This window comes from Microlunatus ginsengisoli, assembly GCF_039537205.1.
Taxonomy (GTDB): domain Bacteria; phylum Actinomycetota; class Actinomycetes; order Propionibacteriales; family Propionibacteriaceae; genus Microlunatus; species Microlunatus ginsengisoli.
The window spans coordinates 140,724-160,221 of the sequence record NZ_BAABAB010000016.1; the positions used below are offsets into that span (position 1 = coordinate 140,724).

The 19,498-nt window shown below is 74.0% G+C and carries 7 protein-coding genes; 3 read left to right on the forward strand and 4 right to left on the reverse strand.

Annotation, left to right across the window (positions count from 1 at the left end; all coding sequences use genetic code 11):
- The first annotated feature begins 256 nt into the window (after positions 1 to 256).
- The 3 genes from recC to recD are packed head-to-tail and all read left to right on the forward strand — an operon-like array spanning position 257 to position 9,350.
- A complete protein-coding gene (gene recC / locus ABD747_RS12170) occupies positions 257 to 3,862 on the forward strand; it encodes an exodeoxyribonuclease V subunit gamma (RefSeq protein ID WP_344804806.1) in 3,606 nt (1,201 codons plus the stop codon).
- A complete protein-coding gene (locus ABD747_RS12175; RefSeq protein ID WP_344804808.1) occupies positions 3,859 to 7,440 on the forward strand; it encodes a UvrD-helicase domain-containing protein in 3,582 nt (1,193 codons plus the stop codon). Before recC ends, ABD747_RS12175 begins: the two co-directional genes overlap by 4 nt.
- A complete protein-coding gene (gene recD, locus ABD747_RS12180; protein ID WP_344804810.1) occupies positions 7,437 to 9,350 on the forward strand; it encodes an exodeoxyribonuclease V subunit alpha in 1,914 nt (637 codons plus the stop codon). Before ABD747_RS12175 ends, recD begins: the two co-directional genes overlap by 4 nt.
- A 428-nt stretch (positions 9,351 to 9,778) precedes the next feature.
- Here recD and nudC read toward each other — a convergent pair whose 3' ends face one another.
- The 4 genes from nudC to ABD747_RS12200 all read right to left on the reverse strand — a co-directional run bounded on the left by nudC (position 9,779) and on the right by ABD747_RS12200 (position 19,483).
- Entirely contained in the window at positions 9,779 to 10,642 is an 864-nt protein-coding gene (gene nudC / locus ABD747_RS12185) for an NAD(+) diphosphatase (protein ID WP_344804812.1), read from the reverse strand.
- Between the two features lie 31 nt (positions 10,643 to 10,673).
- Positions 10,674 to 13,997 (reverse strand): ATP-dependent helicase, encoded by a 3,324-nt coding sequence (locus tag ABD747_RS12190; protein WP_344804814.1) that lies wholly within the window; start codon positions 13,995 to 13,997, stop codon positions 10,674 to 10,676.
- A 279-nt stretch (positions 13,998 to 14,276) separates the two neighbouring features.
- On the reverse strand, positions 14,277 to 17,540 hold the full coding sequence (locus tag ABD747_RS12195; protein WP_344804816.1) for an ATP-dependent helicase: 3,264 nt from the start codon (positions 17,538 to 17,540) through the stop codon (positions 14,277 to 14,279).
- A gap of 158 nt (positions 17,541 to 17,698) precedes the next feature.
- Complete coding sequence (locus ABD747_RS12200) at positions 17,699 to 19,483, reverse strand: hypothetical protein (RefSeq protein WP_344804819.1); 1,785 nt, start codon at positions 19,481 to 19,483, stop codon at positions 17,699 to 17,701.
- Between the last annotated feature and the right edge of the window lie 15 nt (positions 19,484 to 19,498).

A 19,498-nucleotide genomic window follows, 5' to 3' on the forward strand; every position in this document is an offset into this window, starting at 1 on the left:
CACCCCGACAGTTCGCCACAGATCCTCGGATCCCCCATTGCGCGCCGGATCCCTTGTAACGCGCCGGATCCCCCACAGAGGATCCGAATCGACGTAAGGGATCCGAGTTCCGGTCCCGGCGGTGCGTTACCCCGGCACCTTGCTGAAGCTGTTCGGATTCCCTGGAGCGCACCGGAGCAGCGGTTGGGCGCGCGGGGCGCACGGCGTCGTACGCGCGTGAGTTCTGTCGGAGGCTCCGCCTAAGGTATGCGGCACCATGTCGCTTTACCTGCACCGCAGCGAACGCGCGGACCTGCTCGCGGCCGGCCTCGCCGGCCTGCTGAGCGACCCGCCGAGGGACCCGTTCGCGGCCGAGATCGTGGCGGTGCCGACCCGCGGGGTCGAGCGCTGGCTCGCCCAGACCCTGTCGAGCACGCTCGGCGCGGCGGCCGGCCGGTCGGACGGCGTGTGCGCACTGGTCGACTTCCCGTCCCCGCAACGACTGATCGGCAACGCGCTCGCCGCGGTCACCGGCGTGGACCGGCGGGAGGACCCGTGGCGCGCCGACCGGCTGACGTGGGCGGTGCTGGATCGGATCGAGGCGGCCCGGGGTGAGCGGTGGGCGCGATTGCTCTGGACCTTCGTCGACGGCTCGGCCTCCCTGTCCCCGGGCACCGTGATCTCGGACGACGTACCCACCTCCGAGCCGAGCGCCGCGTCCGGGCGGACGTACCGGCCGGGCCGGCGCTGGTCGACCGCCGCGCACCTCGCCGACCTCTTCGATCGGTACGCGGTTCAGCGGCCGGGCATGATCCGGGACTGGGCCGCCGGCCGAGACGTCGACCCGAACGGCCAGCCGCTGGACCCGACGCTGGCCTGGCAGGCCGAGCTGTGGCGGCGGGTCCGGTCCGAGGTCGCCGAGCCCAGCCCGGCCGAACGACTGCCCGACGCCTGCCGCCGGCTCGTCGAGCGGCCGGAGGCGACCGACCTGCCCGAGCGGCTTTCTGTGTTCGGCCCGACCCGGATCGAGCCCGACCAGCTCCGAGTCCTGGAGGCCCTGTCCCGACACCGGGACGTGCACCTGTGGCTCAACCATCCCTCCCCCGTGCTGTGGACGCGGCTGGCGGAGCGCCTTGGCAACTCCGTTCCGGAGCGGGCGAGCGTCGCTGGTCCGCGACGTGATGATCCGACCACGACCCTGCCGCGGCACCGGCTGCTGGCCTATCTCGGCCGCGACGTCCGCGAGCTGCAGCTCCAGCTGGCGACGGTCGACGCCGATTCTGTCGTGGACCTGCCGACGAGGGACCGACCGGTGCCGACCGATCCGGGCGCGGAGTCCGGCAGCCTGCTGACCTGGCTGCAGCGCGACATCACCGCCGACCGGGCGGCCCTGCCACCGGCCGAACGGCCCGTCCTCGCGTCCGGTGACAGCTCCGTCCAGCTGCACGTCTCGCACGGACCGGATCGGCAGGTCGAGGTGCTCCGCGAGGTGTTGCTCGGCCTGCTCGCGGACGATCCCACCCTGGAGCCGCGCGACATCGTCGTGCTCTGCCCCGACATCGAGACGTTCGCCCCGCTGATCGCGGCCACGTTCGGCCTGGACACGGGCGCCGAGACCGCGCCGGGCGCGCCGTCCCGTCCGCCCGACCATCCCGGCCACCGGCTCCGGGTGAGGCTGGCCGACCGAGCCCTGCGCCGGGTCAATCCGCTGCTGTCGGTGCTGGACCAGATGCTCGACCTGGCCGACTCCCGGCTGCCGGCGTCGTCGCTGCTCGACCTGGCCGCCAGCCCGCCGGTGGCGCGCCGATTCGGGTTCAGCCCCGACGACCTCGAGCGGATGGCGCAGCTCATCCACTCGGCCGGCGTCCGCTGGGGGCTCGACGCCGCCCACCGGGGGCGGTTCGGATTGGGGCATCTCGGCCAGAACACCTGGGCGGCCGGCCTGGATCGGATGCTGCTCGGGGTGGCGATGGATCGCGAAGGCGAGTACTTCATCGGCACCGCGCTTCCACTGGACGAGGTCGACTCCTCCGACGTCGATCTGGTCGGGCGGGTGGCCGAACTGCTCGCGCGGGTGCGGATCTTCGCCGATCGGGTGCTCGGGGTTCCAGCCGGCGGTTCGACCCTGCGCCGCCCGCTCGGCTGGTGGATGGAGACCTGCCGCGAGGCCCTCGACTCGCTCACCTCCGTGGCGCCGCGGGACATGTGGCAGAACGCCCACGCCTACGGCGAGCTGACCCGGCTGGCCGGCCAGGTCGGCGACGAAGCGGGGCGCGCCGACACCGAGCCTGATCCAGGTGCCGGGCTGTCCCTGGCGGACGTACGCAGCCTGCTGGCCGACGCGTTCAAGGGCCGGGCGACCCGGGCGAACTTCCGCACCGGCACCCTCACCATGTGCACGATGCTGCCGATGCGCTCGGTGCCGCACCGAGTGGTCTGCTTGCTCGGCGTCGACGAGGCGACCTTCCCGCGGCACCGGGTCGCCGACGGTGACGACATCCTCGCGGCCGACCCGTGGATCGGCGATCGAGACCCCCGCAGCGAGGACCGGCAGCTCCTGCTCGATGCGGTGATGGCCGCCGAGGAGCACCTGGTGATCGTCTACTCCGGGATCGACGCCCGGACCGGTGCCGGCAAGCCGGTCGCGGTCCCGGTCGGCGAGCTGCTCGATGCGCTGGACGAGACGGCGACCGTCCCCGGTGGCCGTACCGTCCGCGCGGCGATCACCACCCGGCACACGCTGCAGGCGTTCGACCCGGCCAACTTCACGCCGGCCAACTTGGCCCCGGCCGACTTCACGCCGGCCAACTTCGCCCCGGTCGATGCCACGCCGAGCGGCGCCCCGCAGAGCTTCGACCGCTCCGCGCTCCGCGGGGCGCAGGCGGCGTCCGGGAGCCGCGCGGATCCGCCGGACATCTTCGCGACCGCCACGCTGGAGCGGCTCCCGCCGCCAGACGAGATCGCGCTGGACGAGCTCACCCGGTTCTTCCAGCATCCGGCCCGGGCGCTGCTCCGGCTCAGGGCCAGGCTGTATCTCGGCGAGGACGATCCGGAGCCCGCCGAGCAGCTGCCGATCGAACCGGACGGCCTGCAGCGCTGGGCGATCGGGGACCGGATGCTGCAACGACACCTCGACGGTGTCCCGATCCCGCAGCTGGAGGGCGCGGAGTGGCGGCGGGGAGAGTTGCCGCCGCGCCGGCTCGGCGCGGCCACCGTCCGCGGGCTGTCGGCAGACGTGACCGAACTGGCCGCCGCCGTGGCGCCCTACCTCGGCGCCGACCGCGAGACCAGGGACGTCCTGGTCGAGCTGGACGACCGGACGCTGACCGGCTCCGTGGCCGGCGTCCGCGGCGAGCGGATCGTCACCGCGCTGTATTCGCGGCTCGCCGCGAAGCACCGGTTGCAGGCCTGGATCCAGCTGCTGGCGCTCACCGCCACCGATCCCGGGACCGGCTGGCAGGCGGTCACCGTCGGCCGCGGAGGGCGCTCGGTGATCGGACCGGTCGGCGAGCGGTATGCCCGTGCCGTGCTCGCCGACCTGGTCGAGTTGTTCCGGACCGGACGCAACGAGCCGCTGCCGTTCGCGCCGAAGACGGCGGCGGAATATGCCCGGATCCGCGGCGACGGCAAGTCGGTGGCGGCGATGCTGGGCGCGATCGAGCGCGAGTGGTGCGGAACCCGGGGCGGCCGGGGCCGGCCGCCGCGCCCGGGTGAGCGCGATGACGACTACGCCCGCTTCTTTCCCGAGTCGGTGGAGGAGTTGCTGGCACCCCGATCCGGTCCCGACGACGTACGCGGGGCGTTGGGTGAGCCGAGCCGCTTCGGCAGCCTGGCCCGCCGGGTCTGGCAGCCGCTGCTGGATCACGAGGAGCTGTCCCGGTGAGCGCCGTGACCCTCGCCGCCCCGCCGGTGCCCTTCGACGTGTGCGGACCGCTGCCGACCGGGACGACGGTGCTGGAGGCCAGCGCCGGGACCGGCAAGACGTACACGATAGCCGCCCTCACCGCCCGGTACGTCGCCGAGGGCCGCGCGAGCCTCGGCGAGCTGCTGCTGGTCACCTTCGGCCGGATGGCCACCTCCGAGCTGCGGGCCCGGGTGCGGGAGCGCCTGGTCTCGACCGAACGCGCGCTGCGGGCTGCGCTGGACGGGGACACGGCCGGGACCGCGCATCGGGCCGAGGACCGGGCTGGAGATCGGGTGGAGGCACTGCTGGTCGACGCGCCTCCGGCGGAGCTCACCCGCCGGCACCGGCGGATCCGGCAGGCGCTGGCCGACTTCGACGCCGCCACCATCGCCACGACCCATGAGTTCTGCCTGCAGATGCTGGACGGGCTGGGCGTGCTCGGCGACCGCGAGCCCGAGCGCCGCATCGTCGACCACCTCACCGACCTCGTCCACGAGGTGGCCGGCGACGTCTACCTGTCCCGCTATGCCGAGTCCGCACCGCCGATGCCGTACGACGCCGCGCGCCGGCTGGCCGAGCAGGCGGTCGAGGCGGGGCACGCCCGGCTGGTGCCGGCCGCGCCCGCCGACGTACCGGAGGAGAACTGGCGCGAGCTCGCCGCGTACGAGCAGAGCGCGTTTGCATCCGCGGTCCGGGCCGAGGTGGAACGGCGCAAGCGCGAACGCAGGCTGTTCAGTTATGACGACATGCTGACCCGGCTCCGCGACGCGCTGGCCGATCCGGAGTTCGGTACGGCGGCGTGCCGCCGGCTGCGCGATCGCTTCCGGGTGGTGCTGGTGGACGAGTTCCAAGACACCGACCCGGTCCAGTGGGACATCCTCCGCCGGGCGTTCCGCCCGGCCGTCGCCGAGCCGGCGGAGCGCACCACGATGATCCTGATCGGCGACCCGAAACAGGCGATCTACGCGTTCCGCGGTGCGGACGTGTTCAGCTATCTGGCCGCGGTCGACGAGGCCGACACGGTGGCGACGCTGGACACGAACTGGCGCAGCGACGCCGGCCTGGTCGAAGCGCTGCAGCAGCTGACCGGCGGTGCGAGTCTGGGTGATCCGCGGATCGCGGTCCGGCCGGTCTCCAGCGCCCACCCGGGCAGCCGGCTCAGTGGCAGCGGGCCGGCCGCGGCGCCGCTCCGGCTGCGGGTGGTGGTTCCCGACGGCGAGCCCGGCGAGACCCCCCGGGTCGGGCCGCTGCGGCAGCGGATCGAGGACGACCTGGTGGCGGAGGTGATCGCGCTGCTCACTTCGGGGGCACGGCTCCGGCTGCCGCCGGGCGACCCGTCCGCGCCCGGCCTACCACCCGCGCCCGATCTGCTACCCGCGCCCGATCTGCAGAACGTCACCGCGCCGGACGGGGCGGACGAGCCGGACCGCACCCGGCCGGTCGATCCGTCCGATATCGCCGTGCTGGTTCGCAAGAACAGCCGCGGCGAGGCGATCCGTGACGCGCTGATCCGGGCCGGCGTGCCGGCCGTGCTGCTGAGCGCGACGTCGGTTTTCGCGTCCCCGATGGCGCGCGAGTGGCTGACCCTGCTGCAGACGCTGGAGCAGCCGCGGCAGTCCGGTGTCCGGACCGCCGCACTGACCTGTTTCGTCGGCTGGACCTTCGCCGACCTGGCGCGTGCCGACGACGACCGGCTGAACCAGCTGACCTGGCGGATCCGGTCGTGGAGCCGGCTGCTCGCCCGCCGCGGCGTCGCGGCGCTGCTCGAGGCGATCACCGGCGACACGGGGTTGACCGAACGGCTGCTCGGTCAGTTCGGCGGCGAGCGAGCACTGACCGACCTGCGCCACATCGGCCAGAGCCTGCACGCGGCGATGCAGGGCCGGCAGCTCGGCATCAGCGCGCTGGTCGAGTGGCTGCGCGAGCGGATCGACGAGGCCGAAAGCCGCAGTCTCGACGGCTCGCGGCGGCTGGACACCGAGGCGCGCTGCGTCCAGGTGCTCACCGTGCACGCCAGCAAGGGCCTGGAGTTCCCGATCGTCTTCCTGCCCGAGCCGTGGGACACCCATGTTCCCGACGACGAGGGCCAGTCGCTGCGGCTGCACGAACGCGCGGACGGCTCCCCCGACGACTGCCTGCTGGATGTCGGCGGGCTCGCCGGGCCCGGCCGGCGGGACCGCCTGGAGAAGTCCCGCCGCGAGGATGCCGGCGAGGACCTCCGGTTGCTGTACGTCGCTCTCACCCGCGCGCAGTGCCAGGTGGTCGCCTGGTGGGCGCCGTCCAGGAACACCCCAGGGTCCGCCCTGCAGCGCTTCCTCTACCGCGACCGTCAATCCACCCTCGCCGGTGCCGGCGCCGAGCTCAGGCCGAGCTATCCGCTCGCCGGGGATCCGCGCGGGCTGAGCACACTCGGGCCACAGGTGGCGATCGAGCCGGTAGAGCCGCGTCCGCCGGCGCGGTGGCAGCAGCCGGGTGGTGGCCCGCCCGCACTGGCGGTGCGCAGCTTCGACCGGACGCTGGACGACGAGTGGCGCCGGACGTCCTACTCCGCCCTGACCGCGGCCGCCCACGGTCTGGACCCGGTCGTCGCCGGCGTCGGCAGCGAGCCCGAGGTGAGGGTCGAGGACGACGAGCCCCTGCCGACGGCACCGACGCCTGCACTCCCGCCGACAGCGGAGCCGGCCGACCGGGCGACGGAGGCCGAGCTCGGCCGAGCGTCCCCGATGGCCGGCCTGCCGATGGGCACCGAGTTCGGCACTCTGGTGCACGCGGTGCTCGAGGCGGTCGATCCGGCGGCCGGAGACCTTCTCGACGCGTTGACGACAGCGGCGGCCGACGCGCTGTCCCGGAGCTCCCTCGCACTCGGACCCGGGCAGCTGGCCGAGGCGCTCGGACCGGTGCTGCGGACGCCACTCGGCCCGGTCGCCGACGAGCTGAGCCTGGCCGGCATCGGTGCCCGGGACCGGCTGGCCGAGCTCGACTTCGAGCTTCCCCTCGCCGGCGGTGACCGGCCGCGCGCGGACGTACGGCTGCGAGATGTCGCCGACCTGCTGGCCGAGCGCCTCGATCCGGCCGACCCGCTGGCCGGCTACGCGGTCCGGTTGGCGGACCCGGCGCTGTCGGAGCAGACCCTGCGCGGATTCCTGACCGGCAGCATCGACGCCGTCCTTCGGGTCGGGTCTGACGCCGAGGCAACCCGCTATCTGGTGGTGGACTACAAGACGAACTGGCTCGGAGCACTCGACGGGCCCGAGCTCACTCTGGCGGCCTACGCGCCTGAGCGGCTGTCCGAGGCGATGATGGCCGCGCACTACCCGCTGCAGGCGCTGCTCTACTCGGTCGCGCTGCACCGGCTGCTGCGCTGGCGCCAGCCCGGCTACGACCCGGACCGGCACCTGGGCGGGATCGCCTATCTGTTCGTCCGGGGCATGGCCGGACCGGACACCCCGCGCGTCGGCGGCGTGCCGTGCGGGGTGTTCGGCTGGCGCCCGCCGGCCGGCCTCGTCCCGGCGCTGTCGGAGCTCCTGGACGGCGGCCCGATGGGTGGACGACCGTGACGGCCCCCGACGTTCTGGCGGCCGCGACCGCCGCGGCCGGCAGCGGGCCGCCGGAGGAGCAGCGGGCGACGTACGCCCGGCGTGCGTCCGGGCTGCTCCGGCTGTTCAACGAGGCGGGCGTCCTCGGCCTGGCCGACGTCCACGCCGCTCAACGGATCGCGTCGATCTGTGCCGAGCCGGACGAGACGGTCGGGCTCGCCTGCGCGCTCACCGTCCGAGCGCTGCGCCAGGGGTCGGTCTGCTTGCGGCTGACCGAGGCCCGGCAGGCGACGCTGGACGAGGCCGACGAGTCGATCGACACCTCCGCGCTGCCCTGGCCGGATCCGGCGGAGTGGGCCGCGGCCTGCGAACGCTCGTCGATGGTGACGATCGGTGCCGACCCGGCCGGTGAGCGTCCGCTCCGGCTGACCGGCGGCCGGCTGTATCTGGAGCGCTACTGGCTGCAGGAAGAGGCCGTCCGCCGGCAGCTGCAGGAGCGCTGGGCGCGGCCCGCACCGGCGATCGACCGCGACCGGGCCCGGGCGGCACTGAGCAGGCTGTTCGACGATCACGATCTGCCGCCGGGCGAGATCGACCGGCAGCGGCTCGCGGCGGCCGTCGCCGCCCTCAGCACCGTCAGCGTCATCGCCGGTGGCCCCGGCACCGGGAAGACGACGACGGTCGCGGCGCTGCTCACACTGCTCTGCGACCAGCCCGGCCCGCGACCGCGGATCGCCCTGGCGGCGCCGACCGGCAAGGCCGCCGCGCGGCTGACCGAGGCCGTGCACCAGGCCCGGGCCCGGCTCGACCCGGCCGACCGGGACCTGCTCGGCGAACTAACCGCCCAGACCCTGCATCGGCTGCTGGGCTGGCGGCCCGGGACCCGGGGCCGGTTCCGGCACGATGCCAGCAACCACCTGCCGTACGACGTAATCGTCGTCGACGAGATGTCGATGGTGTCGCTCACCCTGATGGCCCGGCTGCTGGAGGCCGTCCGGCCCGGTACGCGGCTGGTCCTGGTCGGCGACCCGCGGCAGCTGTCCCCGGTGGAGGCAGGTGCGGTGCTGGCCGACATCACCGAGGCGAGCGGCGACCCGGAACCGGCACTGGAGTCGGAGCTGATCGCGCTGGAGACCGCGTGGCCGGATCCTGAGCGGGTGGTGCGCCGGGTCGTCACCCTGCAGCACACCTGGCGCTTCGGCGGCGCCATCGACGAGCTGGCGCACGCCATCCGGTCGGCGGAACCGGACGTCGTCTTGTCGGTGCTGCGCTCGGGACGCCCCGAGCTGGAGTTCGGTGAGGTGGACCCCGGCGGTCCCGGGCTGACGCTGGATCGGCTGGCCGCCGAGGTCCGGGCGGCCGGTCGGCAGCGACTCGCGGCGGCAATCGCCGGCGACGTCGAGGGTGCGCTGGCGGCCGTCGACCGGCACCGGCTGCTGTGCGCGCACCGGCGCGGGCCGTACGGGGTGGCCCGATGGAGCGACGAGGCCGAGCGCTGGCTCGCGCCGGAGTCCGCGCCGGCGGCGAGCGCCGCCGACGGCGAGTGGTACGTCGGCCGTCCGGTCCTGGTGGTGGCGAACGACTACGACCTCGGCCTCTACAACGGCGACATCGGCGTCGTGGTCGCCACCGCGTCCGGTCCCAAGGTGGCGTTCGCCCGCGGCCGGGACCCGCTGCTGGTCGCCCCGGTCCGGCTGGACGGGGTGCAGACCGTGCACGCGATGACGGTGCACCGGGCCCAGGGCAGCCAGTTCGAATGCGTGTCGTTCGTCGTCCCGCCAGCCGACTCCCCGCTGCTCACCCGGGAGCTGTTCTATACCGCGGTCACCCGGGCCACCGCCCGGGTGCAGATCTTCGGCACCGCCGAGGCGATCGAGCGGGCCGTGCTGCGCCGCGCCGGCCGCGCCAGCGGCCTCGCCGAACGCCTCTGATCCCTCCCTCCGGTCCGACTCGCGCACCTGGGCCTAACCGGCGCGACACGCCGGCGATGCGCTCCTGCGCGCGCACTGCGCTGTCACCCCGTCACGGAAACTGTGCAGATCTCGCAGGTTGAAGCGTTTTAGACCTGCCGCTTCTGCACACTTTCGGGCTTTGGCGCCGGGGTTGAGAGGGATGAGAGGGGTGAGAGGGCCGAGCGGGAGCCACAGAGCTGGAGCTTGCCGTCGCGCCGGTGACCCCGTCGCCGGTGACCCCGTTGCGCCGGTGACCCCGTTGCGCCGGTGACCCCGGTGGCCCCCGTTGCGCCGGTGGCCCCCTCACGGAAACTGTGCAGATCTCGCATTCTGAAGCGTTTCAGACCCGCCGCTTCTGCACACTTTCCGGCTTGGGCGCGGCGGCTGAGCGGGCCGGGGCGGGAGCTTCAGAGCGGGAGCTCGCCGTCGCGCCAGGCCTGGATCAACCGGGAGGCGATCGAGGACCGGCCGGGCAGGCCCAGCTCACCGGCGTCGAGCTTGCGAGTCAGCTCGTCGCGGGTGTACCAGTCGGCGTACGCGATCTCCTCGTTGTCCACACAGATCGCCGATGTCGCCGCCCGGGCGGCAAAGCCGACCATCAGCGATCGTGGAAACGGCCAGGGCTGGCTGCCGAAGTAGGCGACCTCGGACAAGGTGACGTCGACCTCTTCGGCGATCTCGCGGTGGATCGCCTGCTCCAGCGACTCCCCTATCTCGACGAATCCGGCCAGCACCGACACCCGGTTGCCCCAGCCATTCTGGCTGCCGAGCAGGATCCGGTCGGCGTCGTCGACGACGGCGACGATCACCGCCGGGTCGGTCCGCGGGAAGTGGTCGGCGTTGCAGGTCTCGCAGTGCCGGGCGAAGCCGCCGTTGATCACCCGGGTGGCCCCGCCGCACTTGGCGCAGAGCGGCTCGTTGCGGTGCCAGTGGGTGAGCGCTGCGGCGGTGGCAGCGATGTCCCGCTCGTTGTCGCTGAGCTGGAAACCCACCTCGCGGAGGTCGTGCACCTCTCCCTCGGTCAGCGCCTCCACGGCGAAGATCGGGATCCCGTCGAGCAGCCCGAGGAGCCGGTGCCGCTGGTCGTCGAACTCCACGAACGGCTTGGTCATCCGCAGCTTGCTGCCGCCGGCGTTGGTCGTGAACCGCGACTCCGCGTCGAGCTTGAGCAGCTTGGCGTCCTCGGAGCGCCACAGACCGGCCACCCAGCTGGTCGATCGTCGATGGTGGTCGACGCGATCGAGATCGCTGGCAAGGGCCCAATGAATCACCCCGTCAGCGTAATCCGGCCGGTGGAACCCGTCATAACCCCCGATCGGTGACGGACGGGACCGAGCCGGCCAGGATCGCCTCCAGCTCCGGCCGCTCCGCCAGCCCGGTCGGGCGGATCACCCGGTCGGCGCGGACGTGGTAGAAGACCGCGTCGACCCGGTCCGGCGGAGTCCGGGTGACCTCGGCCCAGGCCAGCCGGTAGATGGCCAGCTGCAGCGGGTCGGCGCTGTCCACTCGGCCGGTCTTCCAGTCGACCACCTGATAGCGGTGATCGCCGCCCTCCGTACCGAGGTCGTACACGGCGTCGATCCGGCCACGGATCAGCCGACCACCGACCACCACGCTGAACGGCGCCTCGACCGCGTACGGCACGCGGTGGCCGTACGCCCCGTCCGCGAAGGCCCGGCACAGCTCCCGCAGGTCCTCGTCGGCGTCCGCCCCCGCGTCCGCGCGGTCCGGCAGGTCATCGGGGTCGATCAGCTGCTGCTGACCGAGACCGCCGACGCCCAGACGGCCCGCGAACTGGCGCTCCACCCAGGCGTGGAACCGGGTGCCGAAGCGAGCCGCGCGGGACGGCGGTCGCGGCATCGGCCGGGCCAGCTCGGCGGCGAACCGTTCCGGATCCTCGGCGAGCCGGAGCACGGCGCTGGCCGACAGATCGGCCGGCAGCAGCACCGTCCGCCGCCCCGATCGGCTGGACCGCAGCTCACCGATCAGCCGGCCGAGATCGGCGTCCCAGCCCGCCACGACCTCCGCGTCGTCGAGCAGCAGCTCGTACGTCCCCGGGTCGATCCCGCCGGCCCGGCGGGCGGCTTCCACCGCGGCCGCCGCCTGCTCTCGGCGGCTCGCCGCCTCGGGGTCAAGCGGTGCCGGCCAGGACTTCGGCACCGCCTGCACCACCAGTGGGTTCACCGGCCCCGGTTCGGCGGCGAACAGGTCGAGCCCGTTCTCGGCGTCGGCGGCGTCCATGATCGTCTGGAGGTAAGCCGACGGCTGCCGCGGGTTGGCCAGCTCCGCACGCCAGTAGTGCCCGGACCCGACCAGCAGCCGCTTCGCGCGGGTCGCGGCGACGTAGGCCAGCCGGTCCTCGGCCAGCAGCTGCTGGCTGCGCAGCGCCGTCTTGTACGCCCCCATCGCCGTGTTCGACGCGTCGGTCAGCTGCGGCACGGCACCGGCGTCGCCGCGCAGGTCGGCCGGCAGCACCGCGGGGTTGGCGACCCAGTTGTCGGTCACCCGGTCGCTCGGGAAGACCCCGTGCATCAGCGCCGGCAGGAAGACCACCGGCCACTCCAGCCCCTTGGCCCGGTGCACGGTGAGCAGCTTCACCGCCTCGCGGTCCGACGGCACGGCCTGCTCCAGCCCGGCGCCCTGCTCGATCTCGGCCTGCAGATAGGCCAGCAGGCCGGACAGCGAGGCGTCGCCGTCGACGTCGACGTAGTCGGCCACCGCGTCCAGGAACGTACCCAGCTGGTCGCGCCGGCCACTGCGGACGAACTCCGGCGTCGCCATCACCTCGACGTCGAGGCCGAGGGTCACGATCACCCGCCGGGTCAGGTCCAGCACCGGCTCGTCACTGTGCTGGCGCAGCTGGTCCAGTTCGGCGGCGATGTGCCGGAACCGGCGGAGCGTCTCGGCCGAGTAGTCGGCCTCACCCGGATCCTCCAGCGCGTCCAGCAGGCAGACCAGATCCGCCGGGTCGACATCGGCGACGGCGTCCTCCAGCGCCCCGAGCAGGTCCTCGGCCCGCTCGGCGGCCTCCCCCGCGGTCCGCGGGGCGTGTGCCAGCTCGCGCGCCCGCCGGCCCAGCAGGGCCAGGTCGCGGACGCCGATCCGCCAGCGCGGCCCGGTCAGCAACCGGACCAGGTCGGGATTGGCGGTGACGTCGTCGATCAGCCGCAACACGGCCAGCACGTCCGCGATCTCGGGCAGCTGCAGCAGCCCGCCGAGACCGACGATCTCGACCGGCACGTCCCGCCCGGTGAGCTCGCCGTAGAGCGCGCCGATGTCGGCGTTCCGCCTGGTCAGTACGGCGATGTCGGCCCAGTGCGGGGCCGTTCCGTCGGCCCGGGCGGCGACCACGCGGTCGCCGATCCAGCGCACCTCTTCCGGCCAGCTGCGGTGCATCGCGGCGTGCACCCGCCCGCTCGGCGTCCCCTCCGGTGCCCGCAGCAGCCCGAGCCCGTCCACGGTGCCGGCGCCGCCGAGCAGCCCCGTGGTGTCGGTCCGCAGCGAGGCACTGAGCGTGTTCGCCACGTCGAGGATCGCCTGACCGCTGCGCCGGTTGACCGTGAGCGCGAACTGCCGGGCCGGCCGACCGCGCCTGGTGCGGAAGTCGTCGGCGAACGCGATGATGTTGCTCGCCGCTGCGCCGCGCCAGCCGTAGATCGCCTGGAACGGGTCGCCGACCGCGGTAACCGGATGACCCAGGCCCTCATCGGGCGTACGTCCGGAGAACAGCCCCCGCAGCAGCGCCGCCTGGGCGGCCGACGTGTCCTGGTATTCGTCCAGCAGCACCACCGAGAACGCGTCCCGCAACGCCGCGGAGACCTGCGGCACCTCCTTCGCGAGCCTCGCCGCGATGGCCATCTGGTCGGCGAACTCGACCAGGCCGAGCCGCTGCTTCAGCGCCTGGTAGTCGCGGACCAGGCTGACCAGCTCGAGCCGTTCCTCGGCGGCGAGCATCGCCTTCTTCACGTCCGCGTAGACGTTCCCGCGGTTGTTCAGCGGCGCCGACTCCAGTGCCAGCAGGTAGTCGCGGGCGTGCGGGTCGAGCGCGTCCGGGGCCACCAGGTGCTGCTGGAGGTCGCTGTCCAGCTTCAGCACCCGGTCGGTCACCGTCGCCGGGCGGAGCCGGGAGATGTGGTCGAACGGGCCTGCCGCAGCCTTCACCACCCGGGAGGCGAGACGGTAGCGGGTCGCCCCACTGATCATGGTCGGGTCGGCCTCGAAGCCCAGCCGGAGGCCGTGCTCGGACACCAGCCGGCCGGCGAACGCGTCGTAGGTCATCACCACCTGCTCACCGCTGGAGTCCACCCCGCGGCCGTCCACTACCCCGGCGGTGACCAGGGCCGCCCGGATCCGCGCGGACAGCTCAGCCGCCGCCTTGCGGGTGAACGTCAGCCCGAGCACCTGCTCCGGCCGAACCGCGCCGGTGCCGACCAGCCAGACGACCCGGGCCGCCATCACCGTCGTCTTGCCCGAGCCGGCCCCGGCGATGATCACCCCGGGATCGAGCGGCGCGGTGATGGCGGCGAGCTGCTCGTCGGAGAAGTCGACCCGCAGCGCGTCGCACAGGTCCGCCTCGTCCCGGAGGATCGCGCTGACCGGAATCGGGTTCAGCGTGGACACGGTCACGGGCGGAGCCTCTCGGGAGTGAGGAGGGGTTTCGGGCGACACGCCGTTCCGTCGTCCGAAACGCCGACGAACGAGCGAGACCCCGCGCAGCCCGTGACCGCGGAGCGCGGAGCGCGACCATCGGAATCAGTCACGGGCGGAGCCTCTCGGGAGTGAGGAGGGGTTTCGGGCGACATGCTGTTCCGTCGTCCGAAACGCCGACGAACGAGCGAGACCCCCCGCAGCCCGTGACCGCGGAGCCCGTGACCGCGGAGCGCGCAGCGCCACCGTCGAGCCCGGTCACGCCACGACCTGCTTCCCCGCGCTCTGGGCCGGGCAGCTGGTCCGGAAGGCGCACCAGCGGCAGGCGGGCCCGATGGTGGCGTCGAAGCGTTCCGCCCGGATGATCGCGGCGGCGTCGGCGAGCCGGCCGTGCACCCAGGTGGGTACGTCCGGCCCCGCCTCCCCGGTCCCCTCCGGCCAGCCGAGCGGGAACGGCTGGTCATCCAGCGACGGCTGGCCGAAGACTTTCGGCAGCCCCGGCCCCGGGCCCGACCCGTCGCTCAGCCGGAGGAAGACCAGCTCGGCCCCGCCGGGACGGGCACCCGGACCCGCCACCGCGGCGAACGCACCGGCCGCCACCGCCAGCTGATAGACGCCGAGCTGGTCGTGCACCATCACGTCGGCCGCGGCGAGCGGCGCGCGCGAGGTCTTGAAGTCGACGATCCGGACCCGGCCGTCCGGGTCGCGCTCGACCCGGTCGGCGGTGCCGGTCAGCCGTACCCGCTCGCCCCGGGCGACGATCTCGCACTCGAACGGGACCTCGGTGCCGAGCAGCTGCTGGCCGGAGCGGGCCTGCTGCCAACCGGCGAACCGCTCGAGTGCGGCCTCGGCCTCGATCCGTTCGGTGGCGGACAACCAGTTGGCGTCGAAGTCGAGCTGGTCCCAGACCGTCTCCAGGTGCGCGGCCATCTGGTCGGCGTCCACCCCGCTGCGGGCGCCGTGCTCGGCCAGCACGTGGATCACCGAGCCGAAGCTCGCGGCGGCCTGCCGCGGTGTCTCGGCGCTGGCCTTGCGGGACAAGAACCACTGCCGGGGGCACCCGAGCACCGTGCCGAGCTGGCTGCCGGACAGGTGCACCGGATCGCCGGGCCGCTGCACCGGCGCGGTACCCGCGCCGTCCGGAGCGTCGCTCAGCGGGCGCATGCCCCACCAGTTGGCGGGTCGCGCCGCCGGAACCAGCGGGCGGCCCTCGTCGTCGGTGGAGTCCGCCAACCGCGCCAGCCGGACGGCGGCCTGCTCGCGCAGCGCCGGGCTCCGCTCCGGGTCGACGCTGACGCTGCGCAGCTCCGCCACCAGCGCCGGCAGCGACAGCGGCCGGCGCGGCCGGCCGGGGCGGGACCCGACACTGACGTCCAGCTCGGTCAGGAACCGGCTCGGCTGGTCGCCCTCGCCCTCGGTCCCGTCCACCGCGGTCACGATCAGCCGGGACCGGGCTCGGGTGCAGGCGACGTAGAACAGCCGCCGCTCCTCGGCGATCCGGACCGCGGTCGGAGCTGGATCGACCACGCCGCGCCGGCTGAGCCGGTCGGCCTCCAGCAGCGACCCTCGCCGCCGGACGTCCGGCCACACCCCCTCCTGGACGCCGGCCACGACCACCAGCTCCCACTCCAGGCCCTTGGCCCGGTGAGCGGTGAGCAGCCGGACCCCGCCGCCGCGGACCGGTGACTCGCGCAGCGGGTCGGCCGGGATCTGCTGACCCTCCACCTCCGCGAGGAATCCGGTGACCCCGCGCAGCCCGGAGACCTCCTCCGACCGGGCCGCGATCGCGAACAGGGCGCAGACCGCGTCCAGGTCACGGTTGGCCCGGCGGCCGACGTCACCGGCGCCGGCCGCGGACGTCCGCAGCCGCTCCGGCCAGCCGGTGCCCGACCAGAGCAGCCAGAGCACCTCCTCGGCGGTCCGGCCGGACCCGATCGCCGCGGCGGCCTCGTGCAGCAGCCGGGCCAGCCGGCGGGCGGCCGCGGCGTCGGCGGAGTCGGCCAGCTCGTCCAGCAGCGCCGGGTCGTGCAGCGCAGCCGCCAGCAGCTCCACCGACGGCCGGGGCAACGCGACACCGGCCAGCTCCCGGCGCTCCGCGTCGCGCAACGCGCGGCCGAGCCGCCGGATCGCCATGCTGTCCAGGCCGCCGAGCGGCGACATCAACAGCGTCTGTGCCTCGTCGGTGGTCGGCCGGACCGGGCCGGACGCGACGTGCAGGGCGGTCAGCAGCGGACGTACGGCGGCCTCGGCGGCCAGCGGGATCTCGTCACCGGCGACCTCGACCGGCACCCCGGCCGCGATCAGCGCCCGGCCCAGCATCGGAATGGTGCGCCGGCCGGACCGGACCAGCACCGCCATCTCCGGCCAGGCGATGCCGTCGCGCAGGTGCGCGGCGCGCAGCAGCTCGGCGATGTGCTCGGCCTCGGCGCCGGGGCTGACGCAGGTGAAGACCTCCACCCGACCCTTCGCCGTCCCGGGAGCGCAGACCGGCGACCGGAACGTCTCGAAGACCTCGCCGGGCAGGCTGCGCGGCACACCGAGCCGCCCGACCAGGCTCCGGCTGGCCGCCAGCAGCCGGGGGCCGAACCGCCGGGTCTGGCCGAGCGCCACCACCGGCGCCCGAGCGCCGGCGACGGTCGTGAACAGGTCGGGGAAGTCGAGGATGCCGCGCGCCTCGGCACCGCGGAACGCATAGATCGACTGGTCCGGGTCGCCGAACACCACCACGTCGCGTCCGTCGCCGGCGACGGTCTGCAGCAGCGCGACCTGGGCCGGGTCGGTGTCTTGATACTCGTCCACGAACACGGTACCGATCTCGCGCCGCAGCTGGTCGGCGACCCCCGCCGCGGCGAGCATAATCCGGCAGCGATGGACCAGCTCGGCGTAGTCCAGCACCCGCTCGGCGTCCAGCACGTCTAGATACTCGTCGAAGAACTGCCCGACGCTGACCCACTCCGGCCGGCCGGCGGCCAGCCCGGCGTCGACCACGTCCTCCGGGTCCATCCCGAGCTGACGCGCCTTGGCGATCACCGCCCGCACCTCGGCGGCGAAGGCCCGGGTGCCGAACGCGCCGGCGACCGACTCCGGCCAATCGGCCCGGCCCGTGTGCGGGCTGCCGGCGAGCACCTCGCGGACCCGGAACTCCTGCTCGGGGCCGGTCAGCAGCCGCGGCGGTGCGTCCTCCGGGCTCTCCTCGGCGAACCGGCGGACCAGCGCGTAGCAGAAGGCGTGGAAGGTCATCACCATCGGCGTGACCGCCGACCGGCCCAGCCGGGCACCGATCCGGCTGCGCAGCTCGGCAGCGGCACGCCGGGAGAAGGTCAGCACCAAGAGTGTGTCCGGAGCGACCCCGCGACGCTCGATCCGGTCCACCACCGACTCCACCAGGGTGGTGGTCTTCCCGGTGCCGGGACCGGCCAGCACGAGCAGTGGCCCGCCCGGGTGGTCGACGACGGCCCGCTGGGACGGGTCCAGCGCCGGCGGCAGGGCCCGCTCGGGCGGCTGTCGGATCAGTTCGTACATATCGCTTTCCGAGGATGTGCTTCGGCGAGGTTACGCCGAGGCCAGTGAAGCGGCGGGCACTGACACTCCCGGCGCACCACTCGGTCCGGCCAGTCAGTCCGGCCAGTCAGTCCGGCCAGTCAGTCCGGCCAGTCAGTCCGACCGGTCAGTCCGGCCGGTCAGTCCAGCGGGCGATCGCGCACGAAGGCCTGCACGATGACGGCGAACGCCGCCGCCACCAGACCGACCCCGAGGACGAGGTCGCCGAGCTCGACGAACGCGTCGACGGAGAAGCGGCCGGCGTCGCGGATCAGGGCGGCATAGGCGACCACGACGGCGAGCATCGCGGTATTGGTCAGCACCAGCAGCACCCGGGTGGGCCGCGGGAACCGGCGGCTGTCGCCGTTGCCCCAGCCGGCGCCGGTGAGCAGGTCCCAGAGCAGGCCGAAGACCGCCAGGCCCAGTCCGGAGTAGCCGACGATCTCCCCGACCGGATCGCCGAGATAGCGGCGCAGCGAGAACAGCAGCATCAGCACCAGCAGGGCGGACCCGGCGACCGCCCGGCCGGGCGTCAACCGGCGCCGCACCGCGTACGTCCCCAGCAGCCCGAGCACGCCGACGCTCGCCAGCAGGTTGACGGTGTCGGGGTCGAACCAGATCGCCCACCGCTGACCGGTCAGCGAGCGCATCGCGGTCGCGGTCAGGGTGACCGCGATGCAGCCGAACAAGACCGCCCTGGCCGCGCGCCCGCGCCGCGCGAGCCGGACCCCGAGGGCGACCAGCACGACCGCGAGCCCGATCCGGATCACGTCGGTCAGCTCGCTCAGCGCGATAACCCCGTCCAGGCTGCCCCGACCTGCCGCCGCGGTCGGGGCGAGAAAGACCACCACCGTGTACGCCGTCGCCGCCACCAGGATCGGCACCGTGAGTCCCACGATCGCCGCGCCGAGCGGCAGCGCCACCCGGCCGAGCTCGTCGGGCAGGGTGGAGACGGCGATCGGCGGCCCCGACCGGGCGAGCCGCAGCAGCACGGCGGACACCGCGGCCAGCGCGACGACGACGGCCAGCCCGGGCAGCACCGCGAGCCAGCCCTGCCGGACCGGGTCGAGATGGGTCAGCCGCCAGCCGACCTCGACCGCACGAACGGTGACCAGCCCGGCGAGCACGGCGTACGCCCCGCGCGCGCCGCGCGCCGCCGGACCGGTCCGTCGCCGGTCGGCCTGCGCGGCCGCCGTCACGGTCAGACCGACGGTCAGCTCCGCAACCGCGGTACCGGCCGCCACGGCCGCCGGCAGCGACAACTGCATCAGGCTGGAGACCGTGATCGCAGCCAGGTCCGGGACGATGTTCGCGCCGACCTGCCGCCCGCGGAACGCGAAGTCGCCGGTGCCGAGCGCGATCGCGAAGCCGATCGAGGCCACCAGCACGGGAAACTCCCACCAGGCGAACCTGCGTCGGTGCCGGACCACGCTGAACACGACCAGGCCGGCGATCAGCACCGCCACCGCGATCGGCACGATCGGCCCGGCCGCCAGCGCGGTATGCAGCCCGAACGTGCCCATCACCAGCGCACAGACGGTGGTGGTGAGCAGCAGCAGCCACCAGGGCCCGTGCAGTCCGGCGTGCTGGCCCAGCGCGAGAGTGACCGCGAGCAGCACGAGCAGCAGTCCGACCAGCGGCTGCGGGATCGAGGATCCGGTGGCCGCCGGCACGTCCAGCTCCGCGGCGCCGCGGAGCCAGTGCGATCCGAGGGCGAGCAGGCAGGCGATCCCGATCAGCCCGCCGCCGACGGCGACCACGGCGTCCAGACCGCGCGGCCAGCCGACGTCACGCAGCCGGCCCTCGCGGACCCGTTCGAGCACCGCCCGGTCCAGCAGCAGCCGTACCATCCGGGATCCGTCCGCAACCCGGGTCCGCGGTGCCGCCGGCCGCTCCACGGTGGTGGTCGGCTCGCCCGGTGGCACCCGGTCACCTTAGGC